This window comes from Aquimarina muelleri DSM 19832 (assembly GCF_000430665.1).
Taxonomy (GTDB): Bacteria; Bacteroidota; Bacteroidia; order Flavobacteriales; family Flavobacteriaceae; genus Aquimarina; species Aquimarina muelleri.
Genome location: NZ_AUML01000046.1, coordinates 24,968 through 39,238, shown reverse-complemented (window position 1 = coordinate 39,238; position 14,271 = coordinate 24,968). Strand labels below are relative to the sequence as shown.

12 protein-coding genes, 1 tRNA gene and 1 pseudogene are annotated in these 14,271 nt (G+C 32.4%); 2 read left to right on the top strand and 12 right to left on the bottom strand.

All coding sequences use genetic code 11. The features are described 5' to 3' along the window. Positions 1–274: pseudogene (locus H527_RS0116465) on the top strand (IS4 family transposase); the annotation flags it as partial. A 348-nt stretch (positions 275–622) separates the two neighbouring features. Next, the gene (locus H527_RS0116460; protein ID WP_035088534.1) at positions 623–1,297 is read left to right on the top strand and encodes a DUF4386 domain-containing protein; all 675 of its coding nucleotides are present in this window, start codon (positions 623–625) and stop codon (positions 1,295–1,297) included. A gap of 311 nt (positions 1,298–1,608) precedes the next feature. Here H527_RS0116460 and H527_RS0116455 read toward each other — a convergent pair whose 3' ends face one another. The 12 genes from H527_RS0116455 to H527_RS23245 form a co-directional block, all read right to left on the bottom strand. Beyond that, complete coding sequence (locus H527_RS0116455; RefSeq protein ID WP_027413707.1) at positions 1,609–2,268, bottom strand: 4'-phosphopantetheinyl transferase family protein; 660 nt, start codon at positions 2,266–2,268, stop codon at positions 1,609–1,611. A gap of 2 nt (positions 2,269–2,270) precedes the next feature. After that, positions 2,271–3,200 (bottom strand): phosphoglyceromutase, encoded by a 930-nt coding sequence (locus tag H527_RS0116450; protein ID WP_027413706.1) that lies wholly within the window; start codon positions 3,198–3,200, stop codon positions 2,271–2,273. Between the two features lie 113 nt (positions 3,201–3,313). Beyond that, complete coding sequence (gene fabD / locus H527_RS0116445) at positions 3,314–4,465, bottom strand: ACP S-malonyltransferase (protein ID WP_027413705.1); 1,152 nt, start codon at positions 4,463–4,465, stop codon at positions 3,314–3,316. A 39-nt stretch (positions 4,466–4,504) separates the two neighbouring features. Further along, complete coding sequence (locus H527_RS0116440) at positions 4,505–5,779, bottom strand: beta-ketoacyl synthase N-terminal-like domain-containing protein (RefSeq protein ID WP_027413704.1); 1,275 nt, start codon at positions 5,777–5,779, stop codon at positions 4,505–4,507. Between the two features lie 78 nt (positions 5,780–5,857). Next, positions 5,858–6,118: an acyl carrier protein gene (locus tag H527_RS0116435; RefSeq protein ID WP_027413703.1), complete on the bottom strand. Its 261-nt coding sequence runs from the start codon at positions 6,116–6,118 to the stop codon at positions 5,858–5,860. 63 nt (positions 6,119–6,181) lie between these two features. After that, positions 6,182–6,886: an MBL fold metallo-hydrolase gene (locus H527_RS0116430; protein ID WP_051316832.1), complete on the bottom strand. Its 705-nt coding sequence runs from the start codon at positions 6,884–6,886 to the stop codon at positions 6,182–6,184. Between the two features lie 58 nt (positions 6,887–6,944). Beyond that, positions 6,945–7,019 (bottom strand) — tRNA-Cys (locus H527_RS0116425). A 52-nt stretch (positions 7,020–7,071) separates the two neighbouring features. Beyond that, on the bottom strand, positions 7,072–8,022 hold the full coding sequence (locus H527_RS0116420) for an acyltransferase domain-containing protein (RefSeq protein ID WP_027413701.1): 951 nt from the start codon (positions 8,020–8,022) through the stop codon (positions 7,072–7,074). A 188-nt stretch (positions 8,023–8,210) separates the two neighbouring features. Then, on the bottom strand, positions 8,211–9,437 hold the full coding sequence (locus H527_RS0116415) for a DUF1302 family protein (protein WP_155837927.1): 1,227 nt from the start codon (positions 9,435–9,437) through the stop codon (positions 8,211–8,213). A gap of 330 nt (positions 9,438–9,767) precedes the next feature. Beyond that, entirely contained in the window at positions 9,768–10,553 is a 786-nt protein-coding gene (locus H527_RS0116410) for an enoyl-CoA hydratase/isomerase (protein ID WP_027413699.1), read from the bottom strand. Further along, entirely contained in the window at positions 10,541–11,800 is a 1,260-nt protein-coding gene (locus tag H527_RS0116405) for a hydroxymethylglutaryl-CoA synthase family protein (protein ID WP_027413698.1), read from the bottom strand. Before H527_RS0116405 ends, H527_RS0116410 begins: the two co-directional genes overlap by 13 nt. Before the next feature lie 425 nt (positions 11,801–12,225). After that, a complete protein-coding gene (locus H527_RS23245) occupies positions 12,226–14,223 on the bottom strand; it encodes an aminotransferase class V-fold PLP-dependent enzyme (RefSeq protein WP_051316831.1) in 1,998 nt (665 codons plus the stop codon). Positions 14,224–14,271 lie beyond the last annotated feature (48 nt).

Sequence of the window (14,271 nt, the reverse complement as noted above, 5' to 3'; positions counted from 1 at the left end):
ATTTTTTAGAGATATAAAGCAACAACTACATATTAAATCTTTTATCGGAACTACCCAAAATGCCGTGATGATACAAATTTGGACTGCTCTGATCACAATTCTTATCTTAAAAGCGTTAAAAACACAAGCAAAACATCCTTGGTACTTGTCTAATTTAGTAGCCTTCATAAGACTTAACCTTTTTGTAAAGGTTAACCTCCATAAATGGCTCGACAATCCGTTTCAGAAAAAGCAACCTCCGCCAAATCAATATATACAAGGGGTTCTTTTTTGAATATTTACTTAAATATAGCGATAGGTATGTAAAATGGCTAAAATTTTTATGATACAAATTTATTTAGGACAGGATTGTTTCTATTTATTAAAAAAAGTCGTGAAAATATTTTTTGTTTAAAAAATATTTAATATTAAAAATCTAGACCTAAAAAAAAATAGAAAGCACTCTATTAAAAGGGTTAACCATTGAATAATTTGGGTAATACCATCTATAAAATAAATAATATAATAACTATTCGGATTTATACGAAAAACATACAAATTCGATGGTGTCATACACCTCGTACTTAGAGTATTTTTAATAACTTTATTAAGTCTTATAACCACATTAATTCAAAGGACAATTATGAAGCTTAAAATAAGAATTGCTGGTTTATTGTTTGTCACTGGAATAATTGCAGGTGTTTTTAGTATAGTCCCCGCAATTGACTGTCCGCAATATTTAACCGAAGCAGCGAAGAATAATACTGAAGTAATAATGGGTGCTGTTTTTCAGTTTATTATCTCATTAACGTATTCTGGGATTGCCTTTTTGTTATATCCTATTTTAAAAAAATATGACACTAGTTTAGCTCTTGGTTTTTTGACCTTTAGAATAATTGCTTCAACGCTTCTAATTATCGGAACTATTGTACTATTATCTATTCTTGTTTTAAGTGAAGAATTTACGAAAATCCCACATAAGAATACATTAAACATTGAGGTTCTCGGTAATGTATTAAAAATGACTAGAGATTATATAAATCATGTGTTTATGATTTTGGTTTTATGTACAGGAAATTTTTTATTATATATACTAGTATTCAAATCAAAATTACTTCCACAATGGTTTCCTATTTGGGGAGTAGTAAGTACTCTACTATCCGCTATTGCAAGTTTTTTAGTATTATTTCAGGTTATAGAAATTATCACTACTGAATATTTGATCTTAAATGCACCAACTGCTATAATTGAGTTGTCTTTTGGAATGTGGTTACTATTCAAGGGGTTTGACAAAAAAGTTTTATTAGTTAATGAATAATACCTATTAATTATGAAATGTTGTATAAAAAATGAAATTGCTTTTTTGTTTTTATAACACTGTAATTGATTTGCATAGCAGTAGCTATCGGAAATCACGAACAAGAAAATAAAATAGAAAATGAATAAATTTAGATGTGAATTTTTAAGATTAAATTGGTATAGATTATAACAGAAAAAATCATACTGTATTTACCTTATAAGAACCTAAATACTTAAAGTATGCTTACATCTAATAAATAACCTAGAAAGAAACTTACAAGCTACGCTTCCAAAAATATATTTTTTCTCTAGACAAGTATCGGGGGGAGGTTAAACTAGATGTGATTTGTAAAAGTTTACTTCATGCATTTTAAATGTTGATAGCTTACTAGTTGTTAACGCCACACTATAGCCGCTAGTAAATTCCAGCTCATTTACAAACCATAGTTTTTCCTCGAGTTGTACGGTATTATTTTTTACCTCAAGTTTATCCAATGGGATATAAAACCCTCTTCCGTCTGCCTTAATCACACTCTCTTTAATTGTCCAATATTTATAAAACATTTTTAATGAACAACTTGATCGATTAATTTCATCCCACTGATCAGGAGTCATTATATTCCAGAAACGCTTAAAGTCTACATCTCTGTTTTCTTCGATATCAATACCTAATCTTACATTTTTACCTATAGCACAAATTACAAAATCACCAGAATGTGATATATTAAAATCGTATCCATTTAAGGTCAAATATGGTCGATGATATGAAGTATACGCTATATGCTCCCAAATATCCTTTTCTACTCCATAAATTTTTAACGCTTCCATAAGCAATAATCGTCCAAACAAATGGGCATGTCTATTTTGCCATCGAATGTAACGTAAATTTTTTTCTCTTAACTCTACAGGCAATAATGATAGATAATCTGAGAAAACCTCCTGATCTAGTGGTTTTTTAAAGGATGTGAAAAATATATTTATTGGTTGCATTACTAGATTTTTTCAAACTCACTAATAGAGACTATACCAAATAGTTTTGAGAATATCATATCAAATATTTCATTAATAGTATCAATCTTTAAAAAGTGATGTGCTTTATTACCTATTAAAATAAAAGGAACTGGATTTTTACTATGACCTCCAAAAGACAGATCCTCAATATTTCCATGATCACTAGAAATTAAAACTTGAACGTTTTCAGATTTATTATAGATGACTCCTTCTAAAAATTTATCAAACATTTCCAAAAACATAATAGATTTATTCATATCCTTTCTGTGACCAATTAAATCGGGTAAAAAACATTCATACAAAACCAAATCATAGTCAGTGGTTAAATTTTTCAAGTTTTCACCTGCTGTAAACGGAGTTATCAAAGGTACCTTATTATTTGGAATATCTTGCAAAGTAACGTTTGTTATATCCCAATGTACAGCTTTGTTTTCTACAAGATCATCTAATGTATTAAATTTATTTTCGGCTGCTAAAACACAACGGGTCGTCACACTATAATTAGGTGAAGTGCTATCAAAAGATTTAAAAAATTTGTCTGTATAAGAATTTGCAAAAATACTCTTGATATGGTTTTCTTTGGCATATTTAAAAATTGATCGTTTATTGATCAATGATATTAATTGATCGTTTGGGTACGCCATTAAATGATACCCCAAATGTCTCTGAGCATTATAACCAGTAAACAAAGATGTTTGCCCAGTTGCACTTTGAGGAACTCCCTCAATTTCTAAACAAGCATCAATACCTTTTACCAAGATATTTTGCTCAGTAACATTTGTTGTATTCGTTAATTTCTCTCCAATTAGATTAAATATTGTTGGCATAAACGCTTTAGTAAATGGATTTGAATCCACTTTTTCGCCTAAACCAACCCCATCTAAAAAAATAAATATTAATTTATTTTTCATCTGTTTATATATATTGTTTTATAGACTAGGATGTCATCTGAAATAATCAAAACAATTCTTACTTTATACTTTTAATTTTTTTTCTAATCGTGCTGGTTTTTCATACAATACTACTATTGTGCAGGTCTCACTTCCCTCAGATCAAAATATCCATTATAATTTTTCATGTATACTGCTGCCCGATGGCCGAATAACATCACTGCTTCTGTTCTGGTTTCTAATTCTGTATCATAAAAATCTGAAATCACTTTGGTTCCTATTGGATAAACTTGATTCCATTGCTCAACAAGCTCGGCTGGATCCAATTGTTTCTTTTCCTTGGCTTTTGTTTCTGAACTACTTTTTTTATCTGATTTGGTCTCGATATCTTTTTCTGCAACAATCTTTATTTTTTCTTCTGACTGTGTATTGGTTTTTTTTGTATAATCCTTTTTGATATATCCTATCAATTTGGTCAACACATCTCCTACTCCAAGTTCTTCAAATTCCATTTCCCCTTGATCTAATAGATATGTCATACTTTCAGACCATCTTACACTATTAGACAACTGGTCCGTTAGGTGTTTACCAATATTTTTAAACCCATAGACTTTCCCTGTTACGTTCGCTATTACTTTAATTTTTGGTTTAACAAATCTAGTTTTCTTTATTAATTTTTCAAACTCAGCAGCTGCTTCTTTCATATAACGAGAATGAAATGCCCCACTGGTGTTTAAAGGAATAAACATCGTATTGGCTTTCTCAAAGTATGGTTGTGCTTTTGCTATATCTTCACTTAAACCAGAGATAACAATCTGAGAAGGTGCATTTAAGTTTGCAATATCAATAGCTAGATTAGCTTCTTTTAATATTTCCTTAATTTGCTCCTCTGAAGATTTTAAAATAGCAGCCATTCCTCCATTCTTAGCCTTACTCATAAGCTCTCCTCTCTTCTTTACCAGCCTAAGTCCACTCTCAAAACTAAATACTCCTGCTGCTTGTAATGCATTATATTCCCCCAAACTATGGCCTGCTAAAAAATCAGGTTTCTTTTCTCCATCCTTAATTTTCTTCTGATATGACAGAGCATTTACTACATATAATGCTGGCTGGGTATACTGAGTTTTATTCAATTGTTTATTAGGATCTTCTAAACAAAGTTCTTTTATAGAATATCCTAATATCTTATCTGCCTTTTTTGTTAGTACAGGAAATTCATCAAAAAGATCTCCTCCCATTCCTTTTCTTTGTGAGCCCTGCCCTGGGAATACAAATGTTTTTTTCATTTTTTTATATTTTATATATTAGTTTTATATCTTTTAATTTTATCCTCTCTTTAATACTACAGAGGTGTTTATTCCGCCAAATCCAAAAGAGTTACTCATCGCAACATCTATATGGTAATCCAAAGCTTCTGCACCGCAAAATTGCAAATCATCACAAATAGGAACTTCGAGATTTTTATTCGGATGTAAGAATCCTTTGTTCATTTGTTCAACTGTCGCAATAAGTTCTACTAGTCCTGCGGAATATAAACAGTGTCCTGTTAAACTTTTTGTTGAGTTTAACCATAAATTAGACGTATGGTTTTTAAACACCTTTTGAATAGCTTCAGCCTCCGTTTTATCTCCTAAAGGAGAAGAACTCCCATGCGTATTTATATAATTAACATCTGAAACTGATACCCCTGCTTGGCTTAGCGCTGAAAGCATAGTTCTTGCTTCTCCATCTACATTTGGATTGGCAGAACTATTACTATCCAGATGAAATGCACTGCCTTTAACTTCTGCCAGAAAAGGAATACCTCTATTAATAGCACTGGATTCTGATTCTAGAATTACACATGCACTGGCCTGACCATAAATAAAACCCTCATGTTCTTTATCAAAAGGACGACAGGCTTTTTCTGGTTGGTTTATATATTTTTTGCCACCCATAGCTCCAATATTTATAAAACCTTGAATATCCATGGGCGAAAGATCTGCAGCAACACCAACCACCATACATACATCAACTATACCCGAAAGAACAAGTTGGGAACCTTTAATTACTCCCACATTTCCAGTAGCAGAGGCTCCCCCCACAACAAATCCTTCTCCTTTTATATCAAATAATTCACTTAAAACCCCCACTTGATTGGTTTCTAAAAACTCAAGTGCATAACGAGGAGAAAGGTATTCAGGATCTTTTTTGAATTTTGAAATCAAGTCATATTGATAATTTTGAGTACTATTTTGGCCCGCAACAATAACTCCTATTCGTTCTGGCAAAATCTTGCCATCATACAGTCTGGCACTACACCAAGCCTCTAAAGCTGATAGGATGGATGTTTGAATAACAAAAGGAGCTCTTCTTCCTAATCGCTTGGCAAGATGATATTTTTTATCCGATACATTTTGAAAATGATCTATAGAATCTGAAAAGGAAAAATTTTCTATTTTAGCCGCGATATCAACAGATACTTTTGGTTCTTTTAAGATTGCTGCTTGCTTAATTCCAGATGTACCGTTCCTTAAAGAATTACTAAATGTAGAAATATCGTTGCCTATCGAAGAAACGATTCCCATACCAGTAATTCCAACTTTATTGGTTGTAACCATTATTTATTTCATTTTAATCCCAAATCAAAATAATTAGCTCAGTTTTTTGTTAATTCATTAGTATTACTCTGTACTAGTCTAATTACTTTCGACAGAGGCCACATAATTATCTGTTAATACATCGACCATGCCTTCAATATTACCAACTTGGGCAAAACTCATTAATGGTATTTTAAGATCTAATTCTTCCATCGACATGGTAACAATCTCCATCCTATCAATCGAGTTAGCTCCAAGATCTTTCAAACTTTTTTCTATGGAAACCTGATCTAATTCTACATCAGGAAGTACTTCCACTATGATATTTTTTACTACTTCAAAAACATGTTCTTTTGACATAATTTCACTTATTTAATTTAAATATATTATTATATAATGTACTAATTTTTGACTTTTATATCCTTACTTAAAATCGAAAAAGCTTACTTTATTCTGTCCTTTCCTTAAACGATAAGCTGTAAAATCATTTTTATTATTAAATTGTAGATATATATTATTTTTCAACACGTATGAAAACATTTGACCAGGTGGTCTTCCATAACTATGTCCTGGAAAAATGAGCGTTTCTGGCTTTAGTCTATTTTTTAAATATTCGATACTTTCAAACATATCATGTGCAGACTGTATATCTGGACATAAACCACAACCTTCTATAAATAATGTATCACCTGTAAACAGACTATTTCCTATTAGGTAACACATTCCTCCAGGTGTATGACCTGGCGTAAATATAGGTTCGATTTGTATTTGTCCAACAGACCATGGTGTTTTATCTATACCAACTAATTGGGGAGCACTAAATCCAGAATCCTCTATTTCTTCATTTGACATCCATATCGGACAATGATATTTTTCTGCTAATGGTCTGGCTAAATGAATATGGTCAGGGTGAGAATGAGTAAGTAAAATTCCCCTCAGAACTGTTCCTGTATCCTCTAACGTTTGCTCTATTTTTTCCATATCCCAGGCAGGATCTACAATAATTGCCTGATTATTAATATGATCTAATACCATATAGCTATAGTTCACCATAGACATATATGTTATTCTAAGTATAACAACTTGTATTACACCGCTATATCCAACATCTATATGTTTAATATTCATTCTTAAATTTTCAATTTTTATGGATGTGTAAATTTGTACTTTATTATGATTTTTTTAGAGGCGCCGAGTGGATTCGAACCACTGAAATAAAGGCTTTGCGAGCCTTTCCCTTAGACCTCTTGGGTACAGCGCCGTTTCTCATAATTATTCTGTGAAAATTTTTAATTTTATAACAACTAATACTGCTAGCACAGACAAGTTTTTAATTTTTCAATAGCATTCAAATCTCTTCCAAATTGATTTATCATCTGTAAAGAAACTGAAGTAGAATTTGATGAAAGTATATATTTAACAAAAGTTGACAGAGTTCCACTTGGTCCTATATCTATAAAAACATAATCACCTGTTTGTTCTATTTTTTTAACCGTTTGTTCAAAATTGACAGGATATCGGATAGCTTTCCATAAATAATCACTGTCTAACTCCTGAATTACCCCTTCTTTTAATGACGAAATCATAGGGATTTTGGTGGTTGATATATGGATATTTTTTATACGTTTTTTAAAGTCCTTTTCTATTGGATCTATGAGCTCTGTATGAAACCCATAATTAACTGGTAATATTTGAGACATTATATTCTTTTTCTTCAAATTTTCATGAAGATCTTTTATAGTATGCGGTAACCCACTTACAACAAAATTATCCTGAAAATTCTCTGCTGTGAGCCAGCAATTATGAAAAATGTCTGAAAAATCAGTTATTATTGATTTTGATCCCATAATGGCTAACATGCTCGCAGGTTTGGTCTTTTCATTAGTAAGTTTACCAATATCAAATGCTAGACTAATCCCATCCTCTAAGGAAATAGCCTCCGAAACAACGGCTGCATTAAGCTCCCCTATACTGTAACCCATTAAGAAATCTGGTTGAATATCCATTTCCTTAAGCAGATTAAACATACTATATTGTATACACAATAAGCTAGGGTTCGTATAGAGAATGTTATCAAAGGGTTCACTTTTTCCCTTTCCTCGATAAAGAACATCAATTAAAGAGGTTTTTATTAATGGAGAAACCATTTCATTACAATGATCCATCCAATATCTAAATTGTTTATGCTGTTCGTAGAGCTCTTTACCCATTTGGTAGTATTGAGACCCTTGCCCAGAAAACATAAATATATTCTGTTTATTCATTTAATAATTTTGTTTTATAAAAACAGTTTTTTGTAATTCCGTCTCAACGCTTAACCTAACTTTCTTTAATGAGCGTTATGAAAATCTATTGGTTATCTGACAAAAAACTACTCTTCTATTTTTATTTGAATTTTTTCAGATTATTTGTAATATCTCAAGAATATTATAGATAGACTAAATATAATCTACTAAAGCTGGTATAAAACCCTAAAAGCGAATTGTTTTTGATCCCGATACGGATAAAAACCACTTTTAACATCATCGGTGATGGGAATAAGTACATCACAATTTAATGTAATATGATCATTCCAATTATAGGAAGCGGATAATATATTAAAAAAGTTGGTATAAGGACCATTATACATAGAAGCCCAGCTAAGAGCTAAATCATTTTTCATTAATTGTTTGCTCAAGGCTAACAACAATATGTGATTATTTCTGGGAATGCCCTGAATTTCATCTGTCCAATTCATTATATGGTAGTTTACGGCTTCCATACTTAATGTAAAGGTACTGTTGGGCGAATAATCAATCCCGAATGATGCATCTAGCGCATCTTTTTTTACCATCTGAAACGATGCATCATTATATGTTTTTTGTGATTTTATAGCTACTTCCCCTTTAACCAGAAAATTATTTATTGCTCGATTGAAGGTCGCACCAGTCATAAAAAAACGTTCTTTACTTCTAGATATAAGATTAGGAGAAATCATCGTTAAAGCATATTGATTGTCTATTAAACTAGCTGCCATAATACTAATATCACTCTTACCAAAAGTTTTCCTCCATCTTAAACCATATTCAAAAAAATTTTCATCTTGTTTTTTCTTTTCATATTCAACATTTCCATCAAAAGGATCATAATAATATCCTGTTCCTTTTCTTGGTTGCTCATTAAATTGTGGATAAGGCACAAAAAAACCACTCCAATTTCCGAAGGATGTATACTGATCAACAGTAAGCATTGGTTGACCAATTCTTAAATCATCTATATTAAGACTTAACGGTTCTCTATAGTCTAAACGGCCTATTTCATTTGTAACAATCGCATAATCCGATTCTCCCCATACGATTACTTGGATTCCTGCTTTTATACTTGTTTTATTAAAACTAGCCTGTAAATAAGCTTCCCTTGTCCTTCCTTCAAACGACATTATATCCTCTTCACTTTTAATCCTATGATCATTTTTAAAAAAAGTAAACAACTTAGTATCCACATGAAGTGAAAAATAATCTAAGAAAGCTCGAGAATATTCTAACCTATATGAAAGCCTATTATTCATTATTTTGTCTGGTTTTTCAAATTTATAAGCTATATCATATTGGATTCCTAAACGCGTACCTTTAAATATACTAGAACTCCATGAAGGAGACTTGTTTTTTTCTTGATTTATAGAAGGTTCTATATCAATCATATTAAAATCCTCCCAACCTCCTATAGAATCCTTTTCAACGGGAATCTGACTATAAGAAAATGAAAAACAAAAAAATGAAAAAATAATACTATATATACTATGCTTGACGAAGTTGGAGTTACCCTTCATACTTTCCTTAAAAGTAAATTATAATGATTTATATTCTTTGCGTCTGTCTAAAATCTATCAAAAAATTATTTAAAATAGAATCTAAAAAACTATATGGGTTTGACTTTTGCACACTTAAAAAAACATTAGTCAAACCCATTTTATAGAGAATTCTATAGCAATCTTATCTGGAAAAATTACATCCAGATAAAATATTTACATTCATTCCCAAGGAAACTGTCCTGTTTTTACAAACCTTGATATTTTATCCAAGTTATTTTGATCAGAAAACACTTCAATATTAGCAGCCAGAGCATCTGGTTTAGAAGCCTCATGAAAATTGTTTAGTTTGTTTATGTAACTTTTATAACGAGTAACCCCTTGTTTTGATAGTAGTCGTAGTCGTAATAAATGTTTTCTTAACAGATTCTCGCTATTCTCTTCATATGCATCCACCAAGCCCCATTCATGTGCTTGCTTTGCCAATACAGGCTGTGTCATCAATGTCATATAGTGCGCTTTAGAAAACCCAATCCGGCGAATCAAAAAAGGTAAAACACAAGCAGGCATCAACCCAAAAAGAAGTTCAGATAGACTGAATACTGCTTTTTCTTCACAGAGTACTATATCGCAAGCAGCTACAAACCCAATACCTCCAGCATTAGCTTTTCCTCTAACATGTGCAATAGTAATGTAGGGTCCTGAGGACAGTTTAGTCCACAGATCATACATTAATTCTGGGTTTTGTTCCTGATGTAAAACACCGTTTTCAAGACTTTCCTGAATACTTTTAAAATCCGCTCCAAAACAGAACACTTCCTCAGAACCTTCAATAACTACTATTTTAATCTCCTCTTCACATAAATTAAGTACATTAGTAAATTCTTCGACTAGACTATTATTAATTGCATTATTAGCCTCTGGACGATCGATTTGAATAAAACAAATATCGCCTTCGAATCTAACTTTTATAGTTTCGTAAGATGTTGTGTTACTTATGACCTCCATTCGTATATTCTTTTAAATTCCTTAATTTCCTTCAAAAAAAGTGTCTCTTTACCAAGTGCTTTTTTGGACTGGGGAATAAAATCAGCATCCAAAGTTACATTACGTGTGCCAAATTTTACTGCATTACTACCAACTAACAGATTTTCGTACTCATCCATTGTTAATTCATATCTCTTATCAAATTGCTCTTTTATATTAAATTTCTGCATACTTTTCTGACTTTCTTCACTAACTATACCACTAAAAAACTCAGAACAACAGCCCGACCCATAAGAGAAACAACCTATTCTTTGTGGTCCATCAAAACTACCATTCTCGATAGTACTAGCAAGAGACATCATGGCTGTAGCTCCCATAATATTACCAATCCGTTGACAGTAGATTAATCCAGGAACTACACGGTTCTCAAAATCTATTTCAATATCCTTAGTTTTTGCTTTTACCGTTTTACGCATTAAATTACGATGGGCGCCCTTGACCATTCCTCCAAAGGGAGTGTGAAATGCCAAATAACTAAAAGTTTTGGCGTAATCTGCCTCAGGAACACGTTTTTGATATTCATAAAAAGCATTCTCACTACAATCTAAATAAGAAAGTAATGACAAATCTGAATCCCCAGCTTCGCCATCTGTAGTCGGTCTACATGTATCCATAACCTGATAACCATAATAGCCATTAGCCCCAATATCTACTTGGAATACATGGGGTTTCTGGCTAACCAACATAGCGACAGCACCTGCTCCTCCACTGGGTTCCGCAAATGACCATTCCATGGTGAGTGCATCTCCACCTTCTTCAATCATAAAACGAGATACATCCGTTGCGATAACCAAAGCTTTTGCTCCAGGAGAAGTTTGAGACAGAATAAAATTAACTGCCATTTGAAACCCTGCTACTCCAGAATAACATGCATTTTTCACTTCAAATAAACGACAGTTGCGACTTAAATCTAAAATCTCATGGAAATAAGTACTCATTGATTTACCGAAATCAAAGGACGATTCTGTGCATGAAATTACTAACTCAATACGATCTTTTTCTTCTGGGCTAAGAGCATCAATAATGGGTTTAGCCGCATTTACTCCAAAAGTAACTGGGTCTTCGTAAGGTAATGCTACGGTTTTCTCCTTCATAAGAAGGTTTTTAAATCGGGATGTATCCAATTTACGATGTTCTGCAAGCTTTTCTACATCCAAAAATGTTGTGCCTGCAAAGACATTCATCGCTTCAATTCCTGCTATTCGCATATATTTTTCTATTATTAAATGATTAAAAATTAAGTTTTTTTGACGGTCCTTACATCTTTACATATATGGACTAAGTACCCGTACAGATAAATAGTTCTTAAAAACATAAGGTATCCCAAATGATTTGTAATGATTCATGATTGAATCTGTTTTTTTTTCCAACAAAATGTTGAGCCATATTTAGCCTTATTAATCATCAAATATTAGATCAAGTCTAATTATCATTTCCTGATAACTACTGAACAAATAATGACATATCCTCTTAAAGGCATAACCATGGTTATGCCTCATTAAGATCATCAAGTAAAGTATCTCTTTACTTGATTGAAAAAGACTAAACTGCTAAATTACAAGTAATAAGCACTTACAATACTATAGAGATGAGACTGTTGCTTTTTATAAACATTTGTATCTTATTAAAACAACTATGCATAGACTCGTTGGATTGCAGCTTTAGAAAACTTATCTAATTGTTTTTTAAAATCAGACTCTACTTGGGCAGTTGCTTTCTTTTGATCACTACTAACTTTTCCTTTGGGCTGATTCGTTATCTTATTTAATACATCTATCAAGGTATCAATATCCTCTTCTGTATTTTCTATACCAAGACTAACCCTTACAACCCCTGGAAGCTGGGTCTTAGGAGATACGGTTAGCACAGCACGTTGAACCTGTTCAAGTACAGGGTGAGTTTTAAGCAAGTTTTTGATTAGTAAATGAGAGCAATGACAACCGTAACGTACACCGATCCCTCCTTTTTGAAACATCTCTTTAGCTAACTTATTGTGTAGAATTTCTCTTGTTTCGAAGACAATAACACCTATTTTTTGATCAAATTTAGGAGAATTCAAATCCTTTATCCCGAAAACTCTAAGGCTTGGTATCGTGGACAAGCCTTTCAATACTCGTTTGGTTAACATCTGTTCTTCTTCATGAATCACATCCAGACCAATACGTCTTAGCAGTACAAGTGCTTTTCCTAATGAGGCGATACCTCCTATATTTTCTTCTCCAGAGGATTCGATTTGTTTTATTTCATCTGGATTATAATTAAGTAATCCCTTTTTAACAACCAATACTCCTGTGCCAAATGGAGCATATACCTTATGAGCTGAGAAAGCCATGTAATCAATCTCATCTTTTTCCATTTCAACTTTACGATGTGCAACTAACTGTGCTCCATCTACTAACAGTTGTGCTCCATATTTATGAGTAATAGAACTGATTTTATCTATATCATTACATGTTCCTAATACATTAGAGGCACCGCTTATAGCTACAATTTTAATTCGCTTCTTTCCGTATTTATGTTCTTGATTGTGCTCACGTAGATTTGTTTCTAACTCATCCAAATCAATAAAACCGTCCGCATCTATTCCCAATCGAATCAGTGACATTTTAGATGCCATACGCCATGGCAAATCATTAGAAGAGTGTTCTAATATTGATATTAGGACTGCAGGATCAATATCCTTTTCAGTTTCATTAGCTAAGTTTTCGGACACAAGATTGATCGATTCTGTAGTGTTTTTAGTAAAAATAATATCATAAGTATCTAATGGTGCCCCAAGGATTTCACTACAAATAGTTTTTACCTCCCGAACCAAATCTTGTTTTCTTTGTTCTGGTAAACGAATTGCGTGACGGAAAGCGTTCCATATTGGAATAAACGTAGGAGTACTCGCACTATTATCTAAGTTTACAAATTGCTTTTCACCTTCCATTGTTGGTACAATGAACCCACGACCTATTAAAGTCTCTCTAAGTTGCTTCATAAGTTCGACTCCAGAGTATTTCTCCAATTCATCTTTATAAAGCAATTCTTTTATATCTTGGTCTGTATTAGGTAATTTCTTAAATATATCTTTTCCGTATTGTTTTAACAGTAAAAGCGACTTACTAAATGCAATTACATTAACAATAGCTGGAGTACCTGCTTCAAATTTATCTGGTCCATTGTTCCAGATTACCCAACCTGCTGCAACAAGTCTTGCTGTTCCTCCTCCACATTCAGATGGACTACCTTTTGGCAATGCTTTTTTATCTATAGCAACTGCCGTTATACCTAGTGGAATTCCCACTTCTTGACTTGTCAAAGATTGGTAAGTTCCTGGTTTAAGTTGAGATTTCAGGTTTTTTGTTCTTTTTGAAGAACAGAAAACAACAATATATTTTTCTTCATTCAATCCCATATATTCTAAGGCTATATTTCTTGCTTGATCATACAAACATGAAGACACCATCGAATTATGCCCGCTCCCCCGATGTACATTAGAATACGTTTCTAACGCTGCATATACACCTCGCTCCAACTCAGCAAATGCTATTTCTGATTTACTATTTTTTTGCTTGTCTTTTTCTTCTTGTTTAGGTTGACTAATCTCTGATGCCCCACCCTCATTATTATACATAGTTGTTTCCATATTGTTTTTTTTAATTAGTTTTTTGTGTGTTTTATTTTAATGATATAT